Source organism: Caballeronia sp. GAWG1-1, from assembly GCF_023631465.1.
Taxonomy (GTDB): domain Bacteria; phylum Pseudomonadota; class Gammaproteobacteria; order Burkholderiales; family Burkholderiaceae; genus Caballeronia.
Genome location: NZ_JALQDB010000030.1, coordinates 22120 through 42868 on the forward strand (window position 1 = coordinate 22120; position 20749 = coordinate 42868).

Sequence of the window (20749 nt, forward strand, 5' to 3'; positions counted from 1 at the left end):
GGGTCTTCGTATGGTTTTTACCGCTTCTGCTATTGCGCGCTTTTACTTCGGAACATGCGGCAAGCGAGCGCTCGCCGGCAGTGCAATACCCGCGCTGCCGGGCACGACGTTGGGATCGTGTCCGGGTATGACGAAATCCGCGATCTGGCGAATCCGTGAAAGCGAGCTGAACTCCGCCAGCGTTTCATGCACGATGCCAACGGGCACCAGATCCACGATGTTCTCCATGCAGTTCGCACAGTCGCCCGCGATCAGCACGACGCCGTCTTCGGTGTCCACCGCGACGGACTGATGCCCCGGCGTATGACCCGGCGTCGGCACCACGCGCACGCCCGGCACGATGTCGGCCACGCCATGCACGAACTGCCACCGAAAATACGCCAGCGGCTCGCGGCCGATCAGAAACTCCTGGTAATACGTGGCCTGCGTCGGCAATGGATGCCCCGCGTATTCCCATTCGCTTGCCTGCACGATGAAGCGTGCGTTGCGAAAGAGCGTGTTGCCGCCCGAGTGGTCGTAATGCAGATGCGTGTTGATGACGATTTCGACGTCATCCGCGCTCCATCCCACGTACTCCTTGAGCGCGCGTTCGAGCTTCTCTTCGGGCGCCTGCTCGCACGGACACACGAAGTTCGAAACCCAGCCCGGATCATGAATGCCGGTATCGACGACGATCTTCTTGCCGGCCCCGACGATTGCCGTGGACCACACCGGCACCTTGATCTGCTGGCCGAAATAGCGGCCATACACTTGCGACGAGCGATCGACGGTCAGCCAGCCCGTCGGCATCGCGACTACTTTCAGCTTTGCCCTGTCGTTCACGATGCCCTCTGGCTCAGAAGTTAGTTTCGCTTGCGCCCTTCAGCTTCAGCATCTCACGCGCTTCGTCAGGCGTGGCGATGTCGAGCGACAGTCCTTCGATAACCTGACGAATCTTGCGCACTTGCGCCGCGCTCGATTCGGCGAGCTTGCCCGGTTCTATCCACAACGAATCTTCCAGGCCCACGCGCACGTTCGAACCTTGCGAGAGACCAATGGAGCCGAGCGTGATCTGGTTACGGCCCGCGCCGAGAATCGACCAGACATAGTCCTTGCCGAAGAGACGGTCGGCGGTACGGCGCATGTGCGCGAGGTCTTCCGGATGCGGCCCGATACCGCCGAGCAGACCGAACACGCTTTGCACGAAGAAAGGCGGCTTGGCGAGCCCGCGATCGACGAAATGCGCGAGGTTATAGAGATGCGAGATGTCGTAGCATTCGTATTCGAAGCGCGTGCCGTTCGCACCGCACGACGTGAGGATGTATTCGATATCCGCGAACGTGTTCTTGAACACGAGATCGCGGCTGTTCTCCAGATGCTTGCGCTCCCACTCGTGCTTCAGATCCTTGAAGCGGTCCAGCATCGGGTAGAGACCGAAGTTCATCGAACCCATGTTGAGCGACGCCACTTCGGGCTTGAAGTGATGCGCGGGCTTCAGACGCTCGGCCACCGTCATGTGCGGACTGCCGCCCGTCGTCAGATTGATGACGGCGTTCGTTTCGGCCTTGATGCGCGGCAGAAATTCCTGGAACACGGCGGGGTCTTGCGTGGGATGACCATCGTTCGGATCGCGTGCGTGCAGATGCAGAATCGCGGCGCCTTCCTTGGCGGCGGCGAGCGCCGCATCGCCGATCTCTTGCGGCGTGACCGGAAGATACGGCGACATCGACGGCGTATGAATTGCGCCCGTGGGCGCGCACGTGATGATGACCTTGCGTCTCGTTGCCATGTCGTCTCCTTGGTTTAGAGCACTTCGACGTTGCCGCACACCGAAATGGCCTGCCCCGAGATGCCGCTGCCGCCCGGCGAACACAAGAACAAGGCGGTGGCTGCGACTTCCTCGGGCGTCGTCATGCGGCGTAGCGAAATCTTCGCGAGATATTGCTTCTCCATCTCTTCGTAAGGCAGATTCAGTTGCTTCGCACGCGCCGCGATCACGCGCTCGATACGCGGCCCTTTCACGATGCCCGGCTGAATTGCATTGACGCGAATGTTCGACGGTCCGAGCTCGATGGCAAGACTCTTGGTCATGCCGACCACCGCCCACTTGGTTGCGGCATACGGCGTGCGAAAGGCGTAGCCGAGCCTGCCCGCAACCGACGACAGCGCGATGATCGCGCCGCCATCGCGCGCCTGCTTCAGAAGCGGCACCGCGCGACGCGCGAAATAGAACTGCGCGTTGAGGTTGATATCGACCGTGTCTTCCCAATCCTTCTCGTCGAGCTCGTCGATACCGCCTGTCGGTCCCGCGATTCCCGCGTTATTCAGAAGCACGTCGAGACCGCCGAGCTCGCGCTCGACATCGGCGAAGACGCGCTCCACGGCCGCTTTATCCGACACATCCGCGAGCGTCGAAGTAATCGCGTTGAGTTCCGTGCTGGCTTCGGCTTCGGCGAGTGCGTCGATGGCTTCCTGACTCGCATCGCACACGTGCACGCGCGCGCCGGCATCGACGAAGGCCCGCGCAATCACGAGCCCGATGCCCGATGCGCCGCCTGTCACGAGCACGCGCAAACCCGCGTGCGGTTTCAGCATCTGAAGAACCGTCATCATGTCTCCGTCATTGTTATCGTTGAATACAAACTCAGGCGCTTGCCTTTTGCTCGCCGTTGCCGCTTTCCGAATGAGCGGCCGGAAGCCGTTCCTGTAGATCGGCCGCCGCATCGCCGATATCTTCCTCGATGCCCGCGCGCGCGCCTTCGCCATCCCCGCGCCAAAGCGCATCGACGATATGCCGATGCGCGGCCATCGACTTGCGCATGTGCGGAATGTCCGGCGCGACGAGGTTCAGGAACGGGCCGATGCGCATCCACAAGTTTTGAATGGTCGCGAGCGTGAGATCGCTTGCGCCGTGCGTGTAGATCGCGATATGGAATTCGAAGTTGCTGCGCAGATAAGCGGATGCATCGCCGGCTTCGACGTAGGCATCCATCTCGTCGAACACTTCCTGCAATTGCGTGAGATGCGCGCGGCTCATGCGCGATGCCGCGCGTTTCGCGACCGCGCCTTCCAGCGCGATGCGCACGTCGCGCAATTCCTCGAGCAATTCGAGCGTCATGGGCGGGACCATCAGCGCGCGTCCGGCGCCGTCGATCAGCGCGCCTTCCGCTTGCAGGCGCGTGAGCGCGGCGCGTACCGGCATGGTGGATGACCCGACCGCTTCCGCGACGCTGCGCAGACTCAGCAACTGGCCGGGCGCGAAGCGGCCGGTCATGATTGCCTCGCGCAACTGCGCATAGACGCGCCCGGCCATGGTTTCGCGCGCCACGACTTCGAGCGCGGGAAGGTCTGTCGTCGTGCGAGTCGCCAACACAGCCTCCGGTTTGGTTTCGTATGGTTTGTGTGACCTGTGATCACACTTGCTTGGGGTGAAGTGTGGGACGTGATGGGCGTGGAGTCAACGAGGGATTGATAGGTGAAAACGCGCATCACACGTCAAAGCATCGTGCATATGTTGCTGGTAATCAGGCAATTCATGCGCGTCTAACTTTATGTATCTAAATCGTTTTTATCGTTTTATAATGACTACCTTGTCGACGAACCGAGGTGCTTCATGAACCTGGATAGCAAGCTGTCGATCTCATTGAAGAAACGCGCAGGCAATGTCGTGCTTCGCCGTGACTTGAGTGGTCTTGCGAGTGCCTCCCACCTCAGTACGGCAATACAGCATCAAATCGACGATGGCCGGCTGGTTAGACTAGGAGCCGGAATTTTTGCAAAGGCCGTTCCAGATTCGGCGGGCAAAGCGCAACTTGCCGTGCGGCTGGAAATATTGCTTTTCGAAGTGTTCGACAAACTAGGCGTGCATGTCATCGGCTTGACCATTCGACGCGAACGCGATCGCGCTGTTTGCCTGGTCGATATTGGAACCAACCGGACTCAGCGCAAGCTCGGGTGGGACGGCATTCAGGTGCAATACGTGGTCCGTCCGCGCGCCGAGACAGACGTTACCAAAACGCCCGGGCTGCCCGCTAATATCGACGAGCTGCCCACTCAAGGCGTTGCGAGTTTCGTAGAGCGCCTTGCGAAGTCGCATGGCATTGAATACCGGCGCTCCGGGCTCGATGACTTCGCGGAAGCTGTGACACGCGCCGCTGGAGACGACGTCGACTTCGACTTGACAGGGAAGTTGCTCGTGTTGCTGAAGAAGAACGACATTGTCAACGCGCGTCAGTTCGCACGCTTGATGACCAATCATTTGAAAGAGGTGAGGCGTGTTCGACCCGTTCGGGGACTACGAGACGGCAGGCTATCTGCATAACATTGAACGCATCAAGGATCTCGACGAGCTGAAGTATCAGGAGCACGGCTTCTTCGAAGCAAACCTCGAAAAGGCAATGACGTTTTTGCGCTCGGTGCGAGGCGACATTGCTTATGAGCATTTCCTCGAGGTCCATGGAATTCTGTTCGACGAGTTCTATCCCTGGGCGGGAAAAGATCGTTACTCGCTAGGCGTGGCAAGACTCGTCGGCAAGGGGCAACGCATTCAGTTCGAAGCGTCGGAACAATGTCAGCGCGCGGTCGAATGGGGTCTTGACATCGGCAACCATCCGCTGAAGATGCGAGAAGCGCCTGGAACCGTGATGGGCGCATTCGCCTGGGCGCATCCGTTTCTCGACGGAAACGGCCGCACCATGCTGCTCGTTCATGCCGAGCTTTGTTACCGGGCCAATTTCGCGATCAACTGGAGCGCATCGCGTAAAGAAGCCTATCTGGAAGCGCTCACAAAGGAAATCGAGAGCCCGGCGGACAAGCATCTCGATAGCTATTTCGCGCCGTTGATTGTCGATGCCGTCTCTCACGCCGGCCTGCTTGCGCATCTCACCGCGTTACCCGGTCTCGATGGCCAAACGGAAAGCAGCGGCGAAGACGTTGCATACATGGCGAACGACCCAGTGGCGAATCGGTTATACCTCGAGATGAAACGCGCACGCCGCGAACGCTAGCCGGCAGGCGTTCAAGCCCCAAACCGCCCCGCCACCGCCTTCTGAATTTCCTCGAACGCCACCGGCTTCACGAGATGATGATCGAACCCGGCTTCCTTCGACCGTTGCCGGTCATGCGCCTGTCCATAACCCGTCACCGCGATCAAGAGCGCATCCGCGGTCGCCGGACGCTTGCGCATCTCGCAGGCGAGGCGAAATCCATCCATCCCCGGTAAGCCGATATCCAGCAGCACGATCTGCGGCGCGAATGTCTCGCTGATCTCGAGCGCAGCCGTCGCATCGTGGACGACGCGCACATCGTAGCCATCGGCTTCGAGCAGAAGACCCATGGCGGTTGCCGCGTCCACGCTGTCATCCACGAGCAGCACGCGTCTGCCGCCGCTCGATCCCGGCGCGATCTCGACACGCGGAACCGGCACCGCCTGCGGTCCACACGCAAGCGGCAACCACACGACGAACTCGCTGCCCTGTTGCAGTCCCGCCGAATACGCTTCGATACGTCCGCCCTGCAACTCGACGAGCGTCCTCGCAAGCGGCAAGCCGATGCCGAGCCCGCCTTCCGAACGCTCCAGCGATGTCTCCGACTGCACGAACAAATCGAAGATATGCGGCAGCATGTCGGCGGCAATTCCGATGCCCTTGTCGCGCACGCTGATGCGCGCCTGGTCGCCGACCCGCGCCGTCTCGATCTCGATCTCGCCTTCCTCGACGCTGTACTTCGATGCATTCGACAACAGGTTGCCGAACACCTGCGCAATCCGCACGCTATCGCCCACGATAAATAACGGCAAATCGCCGAGCTTGGTCGTGAGCGTATGGCGTTTTCTCTGCAGCGCGGGCTGCGCGGTTTCGATGGCCGCTTCGATTGCCATTGCCACATCCACCGCTTCCTGACGCAGCGTGATCTTGCCTTGCGTGATGCGCGCGACATCGAGCAGATCGTCGACAAGACGGCTCAAATGCCGCACCTGACGGTCGATGATCGTACGCACCGTTTCAAAGTGCTGCGGCGAAGGCTTGCGCTTCGGATCGAGCAAATCGACGGCGTTTTGTATTGGCGCGAGCGGATTGCGCAACTCGTGCGCGAGCATCGCAAGGAATTCGTCCTTACGGCGATCGGCGTCGCGCAGCAGCATTTCCGCGGCCTTGCGCTCGGAAATATCGTTGACGACGCCCGCGATGCGATCCGGCCGTCCGCCCACGCCGCGTATCGGGAACGCGCGCTCGGCCATCCAGCGCGGACCGCCCTCGGCACCCGTGACGCGAAACTCTTCCTGATAAGGCGTGCCGTGCGCCGCCAGTTCCCGGTACGCCGCGCCCACATGCTCGCGGTCGAGCGGATGCACTTCGTTGGACCAGTGATCCACGCCCGGCGTGGGCAGCGGCGCGCCCTGGCGCGTATCCCACAGGCGCGCGTAAGCGGGGCTCACGTAGAGCAACTGATTGGTCGCGGGATCGAGCATCCAGAAAATGTCGTCGATATTCTCGGCAAGCTGACGAAACCGCTCCTCGCTTTCCCGCAACGCGCTTTCCGCAAGCCGCACGCGCAACAACGCACGCACATGCGCGATCAATTCGGCGGGCTCGACGGGTTCGGTGAGGTAACTGTCCGCGCCGCCTTCCAGACCGCGAATGCGATCGAGGCTATGCACGGCCGCCGCCGATGTCTGCAGCACGAGCGTACCCGCCGTCTCCGGCGAAGCCTTGATGAGCCTGCACACTTCGAGCCCGTTGATATCGGGCAGTTTCACGTCGAGCAAAACGAGGTCGGGCGATTCGGCGCGCACGCGTTCGAGCGCCGTCGTGCCGGTAGCGGCTTCGATGACATTGAACCCCGCGCGCGACAGAATGCGCGTTTTCGCATAGCGCGCGCCGTCGTTGTCGTCGACGTTGAGGATCAGCACCTCGCTCCAGTCGCTCGTCATGACTCTGTTCCGTAAGCGCGGTGCGCGTCCGTCACCGCCGCGAGCACACTCGCGAGTTCACTGCCCGCCACCGGTTTGCCGATGAACGCCGCCGCACCCAACGCTTCCGCCTCGCCACGGTCCTCGGCCTCGCCGAGCACGACGATCGGCAGGTTGCGCATGGCCGCCTGCGCGCGCAACGCGGCGAGCCACGTCCACGCTTCGACCGGCGCGGGCCGCACGGTCAACAAAAGCGCGGCGGGCGGTGTGCGAGTAAGCGCGCGGGTCGCTTCGTCGAGCGTCGCGGCCGTCATCGCGCGATACGGCGACTGCCGCAAGGCCGCTTCGCAATCGAGTCGCTCGATCGGATTGCTCGCGACGACGAGCACCATCGGACGAGGGTCGTCGGCGGCGGAATGTTCGGTATGCGCGATGTCGTGTTCGTCGCCGTAATAAGCGGGCATGGTCGCGCTGAAGGTCGAGCCGCGCCCCGGTTCGCTCGTGAGCGACACATCGCCGCCAAGCAGCTTGCAGAGCTTGCGGCACAGCGGCAAACCGAGCCCCGTGCCTTTGACGTATTGCTGCAGCCGGTTCTCGACCTGGCCGAATTCCTCGAACACCACGTGCTGATGTTCGGCCGCGATGCCGATGCCCGTGTCGGCGACCGCGAACGTGATCAGCCGCCGCGCTTCGTCGTAACTCGCGCTTACGCGCACTTCGCCGCGCTCCGTGAACTTGAGCGCGTTCGACACGAAGTTTCGCAGCACTTGCGCGACCTTCGCTTCGTCGGTGCGAATGGGCGGCAGGCCCACGCACGAATCGAAAATCAAGTCGACCGCGCCGCCCGGTGAAAGCGGCCGCAGCATGCCGCGCAGCGCGGAAAAAAGCGTATCGACTTCGAATTCGACGGGGCGCACGTCGATCTTGCCCGCTTCGATCTTGGCGAGGTCGAGCAGGTCATCGACCGTTTCGGACAAGTCTTCCGCCGCCCGGCGAATGAAGCGCACCTGCTTTTCCTGCTCCTCGGTCAGCTCGCCGTCGATACGTTCGAGCAAGAGCTTGGACAACGCACGGATCGACGAAAGCGGCGTGCGGAACTCGTGACTCATGTTCGACAAAAAGCGCGACTTGGACTCGTCCGCGCGACGCAGATGATCGGCGCGTGCATCCAGTTCGGCATAAAGCGCCACCACGCCGCGATTCGTATCTTCGAGTTCGCGCGTGAGATGCGTGAGTTCTTCCTGACGCTCGCGCAAGTCGGCCAGCGCGCCGATCAATTCGCGGTTCTGACGCTGCAATTCAGCGGTGGAATCGACGTCCGTGGAAGCGGAGAGCGTGTCGGCGACCGAGCGGGCCGACGTTGCATCGAAGGGCGCGTTGTCCGGCAGCGCCTTCGCGAGCGAGATAGACGTGCCGCCGTCGGCTTCCTCGGCGATGGCGCATTCGTCCATCAATCGCTGTGCCGCGAGCAGGCCGAGCGCGGCTTGCGAATCGTCGGTTCTGACCGCGCGCAGACGCTCGCCCGCACCGGCGCTTGCAAAAAAGCGCACGACGAAGCGGGCCGGCCGCGTGTCCGTATCGACGAGAAAATCGGCGCGTGCGGACGTGCCCGCGAGCAGCACCGTGCGCGCCGCTTCCAGCACCGAAGTCGCGATGCGCGTCTGATCCTGCGACGAAAAACCGAGTCCCGCGCTCGCATCGCGCGACTTGCGCCGCGCCGCGACGATATCGTGCTCGCTTTCGAGCCGCATCGAATAGAAGCGCGTCGTCATGGCGCACGCACGCCCATGCGCGCGACAAAAACCGTGACGTCGTCGCGGCCGCGCGTGAAATCGCGATACAAAAGCGCCGCAACTAGCGAAGGATGGCGCAGATTCAAACCCGGATAACGCGCGAGATCCCAGCGCGACGTAAGCCCGTCCGAATGCAGCACGATGAGCGCGTGCGCGGGATAAGGCGTCGCGAATTGCTGCGCACGCCGCGCCGCGTGCCCGACAATGCCGCTGTGCGAGACCAGATGCTTGTGCGTGTCGAGCGACCACACACTCGCCGAAATATTGCCGATGCCCGCAAACGCGACCGCCGCCGAGTCACTGGCAAACGGCACGCGCGCGATGCCCACTGCCGCGCCGCGAGTGGTGCGCAGCGCGCCGTTGGCCAGTTCCATGATACGTTCGAGCGATGCGTCGCCGTCCGTGCCCAGAATTTTCGCCGCTTCGATTGCCGCGAGATTGGCAAGCGGACCGTGCCCCAGGCCATCGGCGACGAGCACGGTGAAGTCGTTCTCGCCCATGTGGCAGGACCAGGCATCGCCGGAAACGGTTTCGGTTTCGAGCGGCAGATTGACTACGCCATACGTCACGCGCGCCGGTGCCGCATGATTGGCTTCGCCGCTCCAGAACACCGTGCGCAGCACCGTGCCTTGTCCCGGCTGGCTCCAGATGTCGAGTTCGTCGGACAGACGTTTGATCGCGCCCATGCCGTTGCCCGGGCTGCCGGCGGTCGTGTAACCGTCCTCGAAGCACCGGTAAAGATCCGCGATTCCCGGTCCGCTGTCGATGCACAGTACTTCGATGCCGTAACGCCCGCTATCTTCGAGCGGCCGCACCAGCAACTCGCCGCGCTCGGCATGCTTCAGCAGATTGGTGCTGCATTCGGTCACGACGATCGCCAGTTTTCCCGCGACCGTCTCGTTGAAACCGAGGCCGCGCGCGAGTTCGCCGATAGCGCGCCGGGCAAAGGCGATCTGACTCGCCTCCGCGATTTCGAAGCGCTGCTGCGCGGCCATCGATTCCTTCAAAACGGTTTCCATTTGGTGATCGAAACGTAAGTGCCCTCGCCCGGCGCCGAGCGAATCTCGAACTCGTCGCACAGGCGCTTTGCGCCGCCCAGACCAAGCCCGAGACCATGACCCGAGGTGAAGCCGTCGGACAGCGCGCGGGCGATATCCGGAATACCGGGCCCCTGATCGACGAATTCGAGTTTGAGGCCACGGCGCCCATTGCGCTCGACGAGTAAGCAATGCACGTCGCCGCCGCCACCGTAGATGAGCGTGTTGCGTGCCAGCTCGCTTGCGGCCGTCACGAACTTGGTCTGATCGATGAGCGACAAGCCCTGCGCGACGGCTTTTTCGCGCACGAGCTGACGCAAGCGCACGATCTGCTCGTCGGAGCGGATCGGCAGCGTGATGGGCGACGTCGAGGCGGCTTGCGCGGCTGATGAAGTGAAGGTCGTCATGGAAGGCGTCACATGCGGCCGTCAGTAGATGCTCTGATTGAGCAACGCCATGCCCTTCTCGACGTTCAGCGCGGTGCGCACGCCCGGCAGCGCGAGCCCGAGTTCGACGAGCGTGATGGCAACCGATGGCTGCATGCCGACGACCACCGTCTGCGCATCGAGCACGCGCGCCATGGCCGCCGTGTTGCCGATCATGCGGCCGATGAACGAATCGACCACATCGAGTGAAGAAATGTCGATCAGCACGCCGCGCGCGCCATCTTTCACGATACGGCTCGTCAGATCGTCCTGCAGCGTGAGCGCAAGACGGTCGTGCATGTCCACTTGAATGGTGACGAGCAGCAGCTTGCCCATCGTGAGAATCGGAATGCGTTCCATCGCTGGCCCCGTTCGGTCTTTCTAATCGCGTTGTGCGTGGCGGTTGTCGACGCGCGCCGTCATTCGGCTTGCAGCGCGTCGTACGAACCCGCCGGGCCTGCTGTACCGGATGCGCCGCTCTTGCCCCCGCGCTGCGTGTTTTCGACGGAGAGCGACTTGCCGGTGCGCTGCAGCGCGACGACGAACGCCGCCGCGAGCGTCGCCTTCGTCGTGACGTTGGACAGGTTCACGCCCAGATGCACGATGGTCTGCGCAATCTGCGGCCGAATCCCGCTGATGATGCAGTCCGCGCCCATCAAACGCGCCGCCGCCACGGTCTTCAGCAGATGCTGCGCGACGAGCGTATCGACGGTCGGCACGCCCGTGATGTCGATGATCGAGATGGCGGCGCCCGTCTCGACGATCTTCTGCAGCAGGTTTTCCATGACCACCTGCGTGCGCGCCGAATCCAGCGTGCCGATGAGCGGCAACGCGAGGATGCCGTCCCACAGTTGCACGACAGGCGTGGACAGTTCGAGCAACTCTTGTTGCTGACGTACGATCACTTGCTCACGGCTCGCCTGGAACACTTCGGTGGTGTAGAGGCCGAGCGCGTCGAAGAGTGTGCTGATGGTCCAGGTGAGATCGGCAAGCGTCGCGGGCTCGCCTTCGAGCGATGCGCGCAGGCGCGCGAAAAGCGGCTGCTTCAGCGAGAACACGAACATCGCGGTCTCGACCGGCGAGAAACCCTGACGCGCGCGTTGGCCGGACATATCGGCGAGAAATGCGCGCACTTCCTGCCACGCGCTCGATTCGAAGTCGACCGTGTCGCTTGCGCCGAGCGCGGCCACCATGAGTTCGACGAACTGCCCGAACTGATTGCGCAACTCCGCTTCGCCGACCAGTCCGCGCCGCGATGCGATTGCATGCTGCTGCGTGATCCACTCGGCGAGCAGTCCCGCCTGGTTGCTGTTGAACAATTGGGCTAGCCGAGTTCCGCCGACCATATCCATGCCGAGATTCCTGTGCGAATGTTTTTATGCGCGCGTCCGTAGGATGACTGGCGAGCCGCGCCGGGCGATAGCGCTTTTGCGCTGCAACGATCGGCCGCGCAGAACTGCGAATGACCGAAAGCAACGCAAAGGCGCTCGGAATGTAGCACGTCGTCTCAAAAATCGACAGTCTGCGAAGCCTTTTGGCGCGTGCCTACCGCGCATTTTCGCTAGCTCGATAAAGCGATTCGCAAGCGATCGGCAATTGCTTCCGGTCGTTCGATCCGGGATGGACAGAAGCCGGTCAAAACTATCCCATGCAATCAGACCAAATCAGCGTGTCAGCAGGAACAGTTCCAGCGCCTGGAGGCTGATGGGCTTGAGGAGATAACCGTCGAATTCCGTTTCGCCGCTGCCATCGACGAAATCGGAGTGACCCGTCATTGCGATGATGCGGGCGTCGCGCGAAAGACCGGCGGCGCGAATTCGGCTGCAGATGTCGCGGCCGTCGGCGTCGGGCAGGGAAATGTCGAGAAAGATGCGATCGAAACGCGTGTGACTCGTGAGCGCCAGACAACCGGCGCCGTCGTACGCAATGGCAGCGGTGTGCCCGAGACTCGTCGCGATATCGGCGAGAGTCTCGATGCAGGCTTCATTATCGTCGACGAGCAACAGGTTCATCGTGACTGGCTCCGGTACGACCGAAACGATGCGCCAGCGGTACGCAAAAAAATCCAAGCAACCTATGACGCCGCGCGCGAGAAAGAGTGTAGTCCATCCACTCTGGCGCCAGCACATTCGTACCGAAAGCGGCGAAGGTTTGGCCGTTCGCCGCTTGAGTCGGCGCGTCGATGCGCCATTGCATGCCATCTATAGCGGCGCGAATATTTTTCCAGGAGCGTGCCGGTGCAATACTCGCCCGGAGCAGGACAACCATGAAACTTGCGGAGCACACATGGCCCACACGATCCATCCCGTCGATGAAGTGCTGCCTTTGCCCGCCATGCTTGCAGTGGGCATACAGCACGTGCTCGTGATGTATGCGGGCGCGATTGCGGTGCCGCTCATCATTGGCGCGGCGCTCAAGCTGCCGAAGGATCAGGTCGCGTTTCTCATCAGCTCGGACCTCTTCGCGTGCGGGATCGTGACGTTGGTGCAGTGCATCGGCGTATGGAAATTCGGCATTCGCTTGCCGGTCATCATGGGCGTGAGTTTCGCGCCGGTCGGGCCGATGGTCGCCATGGCTTCGTCGGGCGCGGGGCTCACCGCCATCTTCGGCGCGACCATCGCGGCGGGCGTGTTCGCCATACTCATCGCGCCATTTTTCGGGCGGCTGATGCGCTTCTTTCCGCCTATCGTCACGGGCACGATCATCCTGACCATAGGCATGACGCTCTTTCCGGTGGCGATCAACTGGGCGGGCGGCGGGCGCGGCGCGCCTAATTTCGGCGATCCGAAGAACTCGATGATCGCGGGCATCGTGCTGCTGGCGATTCTCGTCATCAACAAGTATCTGCGCGGCTTTCTCGCGAATATCTCCGTGCTGCTCGGCATGGCGATTGGCTTCGCAGTCGCGTTGGCGCTCGGACTCGTCGATGTCTCGGGCACCGCTCAAGCGGCATGGTTTTCTCCGGTGCGGCCGTTCGCTTTCGGCTGGCCGACTTTCGATATCGCGGCGATTGCGTCGCTGTGTCTCGTGATGGTCGTCATCATGGTGGAATCGCTCGGCATGTTTCTCGCGCTGGGCGATCTCGCGGGGCGGCCGGTATCGCGCGGCGACGCGACGCGTGGCTTACGCACCGATGGCCTCGGCACGGTGATTGGCGGCATCTTCAATACGTTTCCGCATAGCTCGTTTTCGCAGAACATCGGACTCGTCGGGATTACGGGCGTGAAGAGCCGCTGGGTGGTCGCGGTATCGGGCGTGATCCTGATATTGCTCGGGCTCTTGCCGAAGCTGTCGAATTTGATCGCATCGATTCCCGTGGTCGTGTTGGGCGGCGCGGGAATCGCGATGTTCGGCATGGTCGCGGCCACGGGCGTGAAGATACTCGGCAAGGTCGATTACGAGAGCAAGAACAACTTGCTGATCATCGCGATCAGTCTGGGCGTGGGCGTGATTCCGCTCGTCGCGCCGACGTTCTTTGCGCACATGCCGGCGTGGGCCGGGCCGTTGACGCACAGCGGCATCACGCTTGCTGCCGTGTTTGCGATCCTGCTCAATGCGTTCTTCAATCGCGGCAGAGCGGCGGCGGATGTCGAGCGCGAGATTGCGGGGGAAATGCCGTTGAGTTTGAGGCAGGGGGAGGAGTGACGGTTCAGCGACACTTCTTCGCGTTGTCGCATAAGCACGAGTGTCAGCAAAATTTCGCGCGGGATCGAGGGAACCGGCGCTACACCGTCACGTCTCATTGATCGCATGCGGCACGAGCGCCGCGAACATAACCAATCCCACAAGGAGCGCCAAATGTTCCAATACCCCGGTCAATTCGCCTACCAGATGCCATCGCTTGCTCGCGCGAATCTCCAGGCGTTTCTCACTATCAGCGGCCGATTCGCGAGCACCATGCAGGCGCTCGCAGAACTCAACGTGCAGACCGTCAATAAAATGGTCGAGGAAAGCAACGCGCTTCTGAAAGCGGGCGATGAAGCCAGCGCCGGCGATGTCTTCGGCTGGCAGTCGATCATGCTCGCGCAGTTCCCGCAGAAAGCGGCATCGTACGGACAGCATGTGTTGTCGATCATCACGTCGACGGAAGCTGACGTCGTCGGCGAAGTGCGCAGTCAGTATGAGCAAAATGGCATCAAACTGAAGGGTCTCTTCGATACCGCCACGACCGACGCCACCGAAGCCGCGCAGTCCACGGGCGCCGTCATCACCGATCTCGCCGACACCGCGACTACAACCGCGGAGCAAACCAGCGGCGTCATTCTCGATGCGAGCGGCGAGATCACACAGAGCGCGCAGACCGCTGTCACGAAGGCAACACGCGCGGCATCGAAAAGATCGAGCTGACGCGCCTCAAGCGTCCGCCGCCTTCTTCTTCGGGCGCGCGCCGCCGCGCCCTTCCTTCAGCACGATCCACGTTGGCGCATGATCGCTTGCATGCGGCTCGCCACGCACCCACGTGTCGACGCCCGCATCTTTCAGCTTCGGCGCGAGGTCCTTGCTCAGCAAGAGATGATCGATGCGCAAACCCGAGTTCGTCTGCCAATGCTGCCGAAAATAATCCCAGAACGTATAGATACGCTCATTCGGAAAATGCTTGCGCAATGCATCGGTCCAGCCTTGCGCCAACAGCTTCTCGTAAGCCGCGCGACTCTCGGGCTGCAATAGCGCGTCCTTTTTCCATGAGCGGGTGTTGTAGATATCCTCGTCGGTGGGAATGACGTTGTAATCGCCCGCGAGCACGACAGGATGGCCACTCTTCAACAAAGCGGCCGCGTGCGCGTTGAGGCGCTCGAACCACGCGAGCTTGTAGTCGAACTTCGGGCCGGGCTGCGGGTTGCCGTTCGGAAGATAAAGACATCCGATCAGCAAACCATTGACTGCGGCCTCGATGTAGCGGCTATGTGTGTCGTCTTCGCCACCTGGCAATCCGCGCCGGCTGAGGATCGGTTCCGCGCCCTTGGCGAGAATGGCGACGCCGTTCCACGATGCCTGACCGTGCCACAGCGCGCCGTAGCCCGCTTTCTCGATATCGGCGGCGGGAAACTGCGCATCGGTTGCTTTCAGCTCCTGCAGACAGACGATATCCGGCTCCTCGCGTTCGAGCCACCCGAGCAGGGCGGACAGGCGCGGGCGGATGCCGTTGATGTTGAAAGTCGCGATCTTCACTCGGCGTTCTCCATCGGTCGTGGACTCGTGGCGCGTTCATCGTAACGCGCCCAGGGCCGTTGCACGATGCATGCCGCGTCGTCGTGGCCAAGCGCATCGCCATGAAATCTGCGACATTCACGGGAACTCGACTTCACTCTCCTGTCCGCATCCACATGTCCGCTACTGTTCCGCCGCACGCCGATGGCTCGCTGCACTGGCAACGCAATCTCTATGTCTGCGTGTTCGGTTCGTTCACCACCATCATGGCGATGACGCTCCTCCTGCCCTTTTTGCCGCTTTACGTGCAGCAGTTAGGCGCGGCCTCCGTGGAGAGCGCGGTGCAATGGTCGGGCGTCGCGTTCGGCGCGACCTTTCTGGCAGCGGGTCTCGTCGCGCCTTTGTGGGGGCGTCTTGCCGACCGATATGGCCGCAAGCCGATTTTGATCCGCGCGAGTCTCGGCATGGCGATCACCATGTCGCTGCTCGGTGTCGTGCAGACGGTCTGGCAACTGGTGGCGATCCGCTTTCTCGCGGGACTCGTCGGCGGCTATGCGAGCGGCGCCATCGTGATGATCGCGACGCAGACGCCACGGCACCGCACCGCGTGGGCGCTCGGCACGCACGCGTCGGGAATGATGGCGGGCAATCTCGTCGGCCCGCTCGTGGGCGGGCTGCTGCCTGGGCTGATAGGCATCCGTTCGACCTTCTTTCTTGCAGGCGGCCTTATTTTCTGCTCGTTCATCATGACGACGCTCTTCGTGAAGGAAGAGCGCCGTTTGCCCGATGGCGCGAAGGGTTCGCCGGGCCGCGCGCGCAGCAGCGGCTGGCGCGACGTGCCGAAGCTTACGCCCGTCATCGCGATGCTCGCGAGCGCCATGCTGCTGATGTTCGCCAACATGTCGATCGAACCGATCATCACCGTGTACGTGTCGCAACTGGTGCAGGACCAGAAGAACGTGACGCTGGTCGCGGGCCTCGTGATGTCCGCCGCCGCGCTGGGTAGCGTGCTCGCCGCGCCTCGCGTCGGGCGGCTGGCGGACCGTATCGGCGCGACGAAGGTGATCGTCGCGTGTCTCGGGTTATGCGGCGTGCTGCTGATTCCGCAGATCTTCGTCACGACCGGCACGCAGCTCGTCGTGCTGCGCTTTCTAATGGGGCTTGCGCTCGGCGGTCTTTTGCCCGCCATCACTAGCGTGGTGCGTCATAGCGTGCCGGACAGCGCGGCGGGTTATATCCTCGGCTATGCGACTTCGGCCCAATACATCGGACAGGTAACGGGGCCGCTCGCGGGCGGCTTCATCGCGGCGCACGTGGGCATGCATTCGGTGTTCGCGATGACGAGCGTGTTGATGTTCATGGGGGCGGGGTTTAATGCGTGGGTGTTTTTGCGCAGGAACGGCAGCACGAGCTCGGATGCCGCGCCGTGATAGTCATGCGGCACCTCCTTTTACACCGCCTCTGACAAACGCTCCCATAACCCTTACCATGCAAGCCACGCCGCGCGTGTGCGCGAACCACTCTCCCCACATCATGGCCGATTCCAAACCCCACGACAGCATGCATATCTGGCTGATCCGGCATGGCGAAACCGAATGGAGCAAGTCGGGCCAGCACACCGGTTCGACCGATATCCCCTTGACCGACGAAGGCCGCAAGCAGGCATCGGCGCTCGCACCCGTGCTCGCCGCCCAGTCGTTCGATCTCGTGCTCACGAGTCCAATGAGCCGCGCGCGGGAGACCTGCAAGCTCGCGGGTCTCGGCGATCAAGCCGAGGTCGAGCCGTCGCTGCACGAATGGGACTACGGCATCTACGAAGGCAGGAAGACCGTCGATATCCGCCAGGAGATTCCCGACTGGTCGGTCTGGACTTCCCCCATGCCCCAAGGCGAGATTGCCGCCGATATCGGACGCCGCGCGCAATCCGTGATCGACCGGCTGACTGGCTCCGGCAAGACGCATATCGCCATCTTTTCGCACGCGCACTTTCTGCGCGTGCTCGCGGCGCAGTGGGTCACCGGCACGGCCACGTTCGGCGCGCATCTCGTGCTCGATACCGCGTCGATGAGCGTGCTCGGCTTCGAGCGCGACACCCGCGCGATCATCAAGTGGAATCTGCGCGCCTGAACCGTCCGCTCAAGCGTCGAGCCAGCTGCTCGCCGTCTCCCGCGCAAAGTCGCGATACGACCGCGGCGGCCTCTGCAACAGCGCGCTCAGGCGCTCGATCTGCGTGGCCGTTGCCACCGCGCCTTCCCGCTGGTAGCGACGCATCATGAGTTGCATGTCGTATGCGAGCCATTCGGGCGCCGCCTTGAGGCTTGCCTGCAAAGGAGCGAGGTCGTCGCCGGCGTAACGGATGGGGCGCTGCAAGGCTTCGGTCCAGATAGCCGCGACGCTCCTCCCAGTGATCGCCTCCGGTCCGACGAGGTCGTAGGTTTCGGCGGGCAGCGCGTCGGTTGCGTGTTCGCGTCTGAGCAATTCGCGCGCGGCCGCCTCACCGATATCGCGCACATCGACCATCGAAATCCCCTTATCGCCGATAGGCATGCCGAAGATTCCCGCGTTCAGCAGCGGCTCTTTCTGGCGCACGTCGTTCTGCATGAAATACGCCGGACGCAGCACGGTGACGGGCAGCGCCTCACGCTCGATCATGCGCTCCACGGTGTGCTTGCTCGTGAAGTGCGGCACATCCGCATATTCGTCGCCCTTGAATACCGACAAATAGACGATGCCCTTCACGCCCGCCTCGCGTGCAAGGCTCAAAGCCTGCAGGGCCTGCGTGAGTTCGTCGGCAGCGTTCGGCGCGAGCAGGAACAGCGTGTCGATATCGGCGAGCGCCGCTGCAAACGAAGAGAGGCCGCTCAGATCGCCCTGCACTGGCTTGACGTGCGCCGGAAACTTCGCGTCCGCGGGCTTGCGCGTCAGCGCCCTCACCTCGACGCCGCCATCCAGCCGCGCGAGTTGTTCGATGACCTGCGTGCCGATCACGCCCGTGCTTCCTGTAACGAGAATAGTCATGTTGATTCTCCAGTTTTCGAGTTGATCGGGCCGTCAAGAGGCCCGGTGTTGATACGATAGGCGTTCCGCTTTCGAGTCGGAAGCCCGTAAAACAAGACGCCCCGTCTCACGGATGGAACGCCATGAACCTGATCGCTCTCGCCGATTTCAACGCCGTCGCCCAACATGGCGGTTTCGCGGCCGCCGCGCGCAAGCTCGACCGGCCAAAAGCCACGCTCTCGCGGCGTGTCGCCGAACTCGAACAGGAGCTCGGCGTGCGGCTGATCGAGCGCGGCGCGGGCACGCTGCGGCTCACGGAGGACGGTCAGGCGCTGCATCAGGGAACGCACGGACTGCTCACGGATATCGCCGATCTCGGCGAATCGATCGCCTCGCGCGCACCCGTGCCACGCGGCAAGCTGCGCGTAAGCGGGCCCGTCGTGTTCACACATGCGGTGCTTGCGCGTGTGGCTGCCCGGTTCGCGCTTGCTTATCCCGAAGTCGAACTGGAGCTCGTCGCCGAGGACCGTCTGGTCGATCCCGTGCAAGACGCTTATGACCTCGTGATACGCGTGAATCCGGCGGCCGACGTACTACTCATGGGCCGTCAGATTGCGATCGACCGGCGCGTGCTGGTTGCTGCGCCTTCGCTTATCGACAGCGATGAACTTCCCGCGTCGCTGCCTGCGATCACGCTTTCCACCGCAAACGACACGCCTTGGCAAATTCGTACCGCCAATGGCAAGTCACGCACCATCGAAGCACGGACGGTGTTGCGTATGTCGTCGCTCTTATTGATACGCGAAGCCGTGCTGGATGGTGCGGGCGCCGCGCTTCTGCCTGGGTTGCTCGTTGCGCCGGATGTGGCTGCGGGCAGGCTGGTCGCGTTGGGGGAGGATGCGGGTCCGGCCGTCGCGATCTGGGCGCTGTATAGCTCACGTCGTTTGTTGAGTGCAAAGGTACGGGCTTTTCTGGATGTGCTCGGAAAGCCGGAGTGATGAACGTCGGCTGTTTGAGCGTCATGTGTTCAATCGACCGATGTATGTTTGCGGTCTTTCACTCCATCGCGTCGATGGCTGCAAGTGGGCGGGCGATCGAGATTGGCATCGACAACCACCATTCGAGACTATCTGTCCGATGGTTCGCTCACCATGACGTACGAGTCTGTCGGAAGCAGGCTTGCTTTATGCGTCCTCGTCCGACGGCCGGTGAAGAAATAACAGGCTTCATCGCAAAACACCAATGAAACCAACGGAGGAACCATGAGCATTTTTTCAAGCATCCTGAACAAGATTTTCCCGCACGATCATCCGGCCGCGAGCGCATCCGGCGCCGCTACTCCGCCCGCTTCACCGGGCGCAGCGCCGGCGACACCGACGGCATCGGGCACGCCGACGAGCACGCCCGCAGGCACGGCAAGCGCCGAACCCGCGCGCCCGCCGGTCACGCCGATGCCCGAAGTGGATGTCGAAGCAATCCTCACGCAGAAGCAGCAGCAAAGCGGTGCGACCCTGAACTGGCGCACCTCGATTGTCGACTTGCTTAAGTTGCTCGATCTCGACAGCAGCCTGGATGCGCGCAAGTCGCTTGCCGCCGAGTTGCACTACACCGGCAGCACCGACGATTCCGCGTCCATGAACATCTGGCTTCATAAGCAAGTCATGAAGAAGCTGGCGGAAAACGGAGGCAAGGTGCCGGCGGATTTGCAAGACTGACCACGCTGTAAATCGTCGCGGCGTTGCCCTGGCGTCGCGACTCATTTGGTATGACGCATCACGGACCGCACCTCACATCCTTTAGCGCGATCGCCCCATGCGCGCCAACGCCACCATGGCAAACCCCGCACCCAGTGCCACGTAAGTCGATGCCAAGGCGCGCTTGCTCAAACGCGCTTCGTATCCCGGCGTGAAGCGTTTAGGGACGACATGGTAATCCACGACATAAGCAGTGACTGACGTTGCAATCGCGGCAGCAACGACATCACGCGGACGCGCACGCGAAGTGCACAGCGTTTCGAATAGCACGCCCCAAAAAACCGCGCTGCCCAGATGTATGCCAGAACCGACGGCGGTAAATCGAACGCTGGGCGCCTCCTCCTTTGGCGCCTGTTCGGGCCAGATGCAATGCGCGACAGCGTTCATCGCCGAATAAGGACGATGCCCGGATTTCGACGCGCCCGCCGCTGCGACAAGCGCCGACGCCACACCCGCGCTTGCGCCGGAGAACATCGCGCGCGACAAGGTTTCAATTAATCTGGAATGCATACTTTCCTTTGAGCTTTGAGAGTCGTTAGCCGAGAGCAAAGGCTATTCCGCGTGCCGTAAGTTCTGATCACAACGGGTCGCGGCACACCGATTGCGAACGTCCAGATACTTCTCGAGCGATCGGTGCTTCTCGCTGAACGCTGAAGGAAAAAGCTGCATGACGGATTCAATGGCACGGCGGTTGCTGTAGTACTCA

The 20749-nt window shown here is 62.3% G+C and carries 22 protein-coding genes; 8 read left to right on the forward strand and 14 right to left on the reverse strand.

All coding sequences use genetic code 11. The features are described from left to right. Positions 1-42 precede the first annotated feature (42 nt). Genes NCT03_RS20485 through NCT03_RS20500 form a run of 4 tightly spaced genes read right to left on the reverse strand, consistent with a single transcriptional unit; the run spans position 43 to position 3292 of the window. Positions 43-789, reverse strand: a complete 747-nt coding sequence (locus NCT03_RS20485; protein WP_284503397.1) for an N-acyl homoserine lactonase family protein — start codon at positions 787-789, stop codon at positions 43-45. A 46-nt stretch (positions 790-835) separates the two neighbouring features. Further along, positions 836-1768, reverse strand: a complete 933-nt coding sequence (gene kce, locus NCT03_RS20490) for a 3,5-dioxohexanoate:acetyl-CoA acetone transferase (protein WP_250467488.1) — start codon at positions 1766-1768, stop codon at positions 836-838. Positions 1769-1782: 14 nt separating this feature from the next. Further along, a complete protein-coding gene (locus tag NCT03_RS20495) occupies positions 1783-2589 on the reverse strand; it encodes an SDR family oxidoreductase (RefSeq protein ID WP_244829725.1) in 807 nt (268 codons plus the stop codon). Between the two features lie 34 nt (positions 2590-2623). Continuing rightward, positions 2624-3292 carry a GntR family transcriptional regulator gene (locus tag NCT03_RS20500; RefSeq protein ID WP_284503398.1) on the reverse strand — a complete coding sequence of 223 codons (669 nt, stop codon included), beginning with the start codon at positions 3290-3292 and terminating at the stop codon, positions 2624-2626. Positions 3293-3592: 300 nt separating this feature from the next. Between NCT03_RS20500 and NCT03_RS20505 the strand changes: the two genes are divergently transcribed. Together NCT03_RS20505 and NCT03_RS20510 are read left to right on the forward strand one after the other, a co-directional pair. After that, positions 3593-4300 (forward strand): hypothetical protein, encoded by a 708-nt coding sequence (locus tag NCT03_RS20505; RefSeq protein WP_250493698.1) that lies wholly within the window; start codon positions 3593-3595, stop codon positions 4298-4300. Further along, on the forward strand, positions 4254-4985 hold the full coding sequence (locus tag NCT03_RS20510; protein ID WP_250493699.1) for a Fic family protein: 732 nt from the start codon (positions 4254-4256) through the stop codon (positions 4983-4985). Before NCT03_RS20505 ends, NCT03_RS20510 begins: the two co-directional genes overlap by 47 nt. Before the next feature lie 11 nt (positions 4986-4996). Here NCT03_RS20510 and NCT03_RS20515 read toward each other — a convergent pair whose 3' ends face one another. The 7 genes from NCT03_RS20515 to NCT03_RS20545 all read right to left on the reverse strand — a co-directional run bounded on the left by NCT03_RS20515 (position 4997) and on the right by NCT03_RS20545 (position 12156). Beyond that, the gene (locus tag NCT03_RS20515) at positions 4997-6910 is read right to left on the reverse strand and encodes a hybrid sensor histidine kinase/response regulator (protein ID WP_250493700.1); all 1914 of its coding nucleotides are present in this window, start codon (positions 6908-6910) and stop codon (positions 4997-4999) included. Then, positions 6907-8661: an ATP-binding response regulator gene (locus NCT03_RS20520; RefSeq protein ID WP_250493701.1), complete on the reverse strand. Its 1755-nt coding sequence runs from the start codon at positions 8659-8661 to the stop codon at positions 6907-6909. The genes NCT03_RS20515 and NCT03_RS20520 overlap by 4 nt, the downstream gene beginning before the upstream one ends. After that, positions 8658-9701 carry an ATP-binding SpoIIE family protein phosphatase gene (locus NCT03_RS20525; RefSeq protein ID WP_250467494.1) on the reverse strand — a complete coding sequence of 348 codons (1044 nt, stop codon included), beginning with the start codon at positions 9699-9701 and terminating at the stop codon, positions 8658-8660. The genes NCT03_RS20520 and NCT03_RS20525 overlap by 4 nt, the downstream gene beginning before the upstream one ends. Continuing rightward, entirely contained in the window at positions 9686-10126 is a 441-nt protein-coding gene (locus tag NCT03_RS20530) for an anti-sigma regulatory factor (protein ID WP_244828742.1), read from the reverse strand. Before NCT03_RS20530 ends, NCT03_RS20525 begins: the two co-directional genes overlap by 16 nt. 21 nt (positions 10127-10147) lie before the next feature. After that, a complete protein-coding gene (locus NCT03_RS20535) occupies positions 10148-10504 on the reverse strand; it encodes an STAS domain-containing protein (RefSeq protein WP_244828743.1) in 357 nt (118 codons plus the stop codon). Between the two features lie 59 nt (positions 10505-10563). Next, on the reverse strand, positions 10564-11496 hold the full coding sequence (locus NCT03_RS20540) for an STAS domain-containing protein (RefSeq protein WP_244828744.1): 933 nt from the start codon (positions 11494-11496) through the stop codon (positions 10564-10566). Between the two features lie 312 nt (positions 11497-11808). After that, positions 11809-12156 (reverse strand): response regulator, encoded by a 348-nt coding sequence (locus NCT03_RS20545; RefSeq protein ID WP_244828745.1) that lies wholly within the window; start codon positions 12154-12156, stop codon positions 11809-11811. Between the two features lie 274 nt (positions 12157-12430). Between NCT03_RS20545 and NCT03_RS20550 the strand changes: the two genes are divergently transcribed. Next, a complete protein-coding gene (locus NCT03_RS20550; protein ID WP_250493702.1) occupies positions 12431-13789 on the forward strand; it encodes a nucleobase:cation symporter-2 family protein in 1359 nt (452 codons plus the stop codon). A 153-nt stretch (positions 13790-13942) separates the two neighbouring features. Next, a complete protein-coding gene (locus NCT03_RS20555; protein WP_250467495.1) occupies positions 13943-14491 on the forward strand; it encodes a phasin family protein in 549 nt (182 codons plus the stop codon). 6 nt (positions 14492-14497) lie between these two features. On the opposite strand, the gene NCT03_RS20560 is transcribed toward NCT03_RS20555, so the two are convergent. Beyond that, the gene (locus NCT03_RS20560) at positions 14498-15313 is read right to left on the reverse strand and encodes an exodeoxyribonuclease III (protein ID WP_250493703.1); all 816 of its coding nucleotides are present in this window, start codon (positions 15311-15313) and stop codon (positions 14498-14500) included. A gap of 155 nt (positions 15314-15468) precedes the next feature. Here NCT03_RS20560 and NCT03_RS20565 point away from each other — a divergent pair, with 155 nt between their 5' ends. Beyond that, on the forward strand, positions 15469-16722 hold the full coding sequence (locus tag NCT03_RS20565) for an MFS transporter (RefSeq protein WP_250493704.1): 1254 nt from the start codon (positions 15469-15471) through the stop codon (positions 16720-16722). A gap of 103 nt (positions 16723-16825) precedes the next feature. Continuing rightward, the gene (locus tag NCT03_RS20570; RefSeq protein ID WP_250467498.1) at positions 16826-17419 is read left to right on the forward strand and encodes a histidine phosphatase family protein; all 594 of its coding nucleotides are present in this window, start codon (positions 16826-16828) and stop codon (positions 17417-17419) included. A gap of 9 nt (positions 17420-17428) precedes the next feature. On the opposite strand, the gene NCT03_RS20575 is transcribed toward NCT03_RS20570, so the two are convergent. Further along, the gene (locus NCT03_RS20575) at positions 17429-18310 is read right to left on the reverse strand and encodes an SDR family oxidoreductase (RefSeq protein WP_250493705.1); all 882 of its coding nucleotides are present in this window, start codon (positions 18308-18310) and stop codon (positions 17429-17431) included. A gap of 122 nt (positions 18311-18432) precedes the next feature. Between NCT03_RS20575 and NCT03_RS20580 the strand changes: the two genes are divergently transcribed. Both NCT03_RS20580 and NCT03_RS20585 read left to right on the forward strand, forming a co-directional pair. After that, a complete protein-coding gene (locus NCT03_RS20580; protein WP_250493706.1) occupies positions 18433-19287 on the forward strand; it encodes a LysR family transcriptional regulator in 855 nt (284 codons plus the stop codon). Positions 19288-19551: 264 nt separating this feature from the next. Continuing rightward, positions 19552-20004, forward strand: coding sequence for a DUF3597 domain-containing protein (locus NCT03_RS20585; RefSeq protein WP_250493707.1), 453 nt, complete (start codon positions 19552-19554; stop codon positions 20002-20004). An 81-nt stretch (positions 20005-20085) separates the two neighbouring features. Here the strand turns inward: NCT03_RS20585 and NCT03_RS20590 are convergent, their stop codons facing one another. Beyond that, the gene (locus NCT03_RS20590; RefSeq protein WP_250493708.1) at positions 20086-20553 is read right to left on the reverse strand and encodes a hypothetical protein; all 468 of its coding nucleotides are present in this window, start codon (positions 20551-20553) and stop codon (positions 20086-20088) included. Positions 20554-20749 lie beyond the last annotated feature (196 nt).

Bases quoted from the DNA above. Each gene is read 5' to 3' on its own strand.
- NCT03_RS20540 (WP_244828744.1), bottom strand. From the start codon at position 11,496: ATGGATATGGTCGGCGGAACTCGGCTAGCCCAATTGTTCAACAGCAAC.
- NCT03_RS20505 (WP_250493698.1), top strand. From the start codon at position 3,593: ATGAACCTGGATAGCAAGCTGTCGATCTCATTGAAGAAACGCGCAGGC.
- NCT03_RS20535 (WP_244828743.1), bottom strand. From the start codon at position 10,504: ATGGAACGCATTCCGATTCTCACGATGGGCAAGCTGCTGCTCGTCACC.
- NCT03_RS20525 (WP_250467494.1), bottom strand. From the start codon at position 9,701: ATGGAAACCGTTTTGAAGGAATCGATGGCCGCGCAGCAGCGCTTCGAA.
- NCT03_RS20520 (WP_250493701.1), bottom strand. From the start codon at position 8,661: ATGACGACGCGCTTCTATTCGATGCGGCTCGAAAGCGAGCACGATATC.
- kce (WP_250467488.1), bottom strand. From the start codon at position 1,768: ATGGCAACGAGACGCAAGGTCATCATCACGTGCGCGCCCACGGGCGCA.
- NCT03_RS20565 (WP_250493704.1), top strand. From the start codon at position 15,469: ATGTCCGCTACTGTTCCGCCGCACGCCGATGGCTCGCTGCACTGGCAA.
- NCT03_RS20570 (WP_250467498.1), top strand. From the start codon at position 16,826: ATGGCCGATTCCAAACCCCACGACAGCATGCATATCTGGCTGATCCGG.
- NCT03_RS20495 (WP_244829725.1), bottom strand. From the start codon at position 2,589: ATGACGGTTCTTCAGATGCTGAAACCGCACGCGGGTTTGCGCGTGCTC.
- NCT03_RS20485 (WP_284503397.1), bottom strand. From the start codon at position 789: ATGCCGACGGGCTGGCTGACCGTCGATCGCTCGTCGCAAGTGTATGGC.
- NCT03_RS20555 (WP_250467495.1), top strand. From the start codon at position 13,943: ATGTTCCAATACCCCGGTCAATTCGCCTACCAGATGCCATCGCTTGCT.
- NCT03_RS20590 (WP_250493708.1), bottom strand. From the start codon at position 20,553: ATGCATTCCAGATTAATTGAAACCTTGTCGCGCGCGATGTTCTCCGGC.
- NCT03_RS20550 (WP_250493702.1), top strand. From the start codon at position 12,431: ATGGCCCACACGATCCATCCCGTCGATGAAGTGCTGCCTTTGCCCGCC.
- NCT03_RS20530 (WP_244828742.1), bottom strand. From the start codon at position 10,126: ATGACGACCTTCACTTCATCAGCCGCGCAAGCCGCCTCGACGTCGCCC.
- NCT03_RS20585 (WP_250493707.1), top strand. From the start codon at position 19,552: ATGAGCATTTTTTCAAGCATCCTGAACAAGATTTTCCCGCACGATCAT.
- NCT03_RS20500 (WP_284503398.1), bottom strand. From the start codon at position 3,292: ATGGCCGGGCGCGTCTATGCGCAGTTGCGCGAGGCAATCATGACCGGC.
- NCT03_RS20580 (WP_250493706.1), top strand. From the start codon at position 18,433: ATGAACCTGATCGCTCTCGCCGATTTCAACGCCGTCGCCCAACATGGC.
- NCT03_RS20545 (WP_244828745.1), bottom strand. From the start codon at position 12,156: ATGAACCTGTTGCTCGTCGACGATAATGAAGCCTGCATCGAGACTCTC.
- NCT03_RS20575 (WP_250493705.1), bottom strand. From the start codon at position 18,310: ATGACTATTCTCGTTACAGGAAGCACGGGCGTGATCGGCACGCAGGTC.
- NCT03_RS20515 (WP_250493700.1), bottom strand. From the start codon at position 6,910: ATGACGAGCGACTGGAGCGAGGTGCTGATCCTCAACGTCGACGACAAC.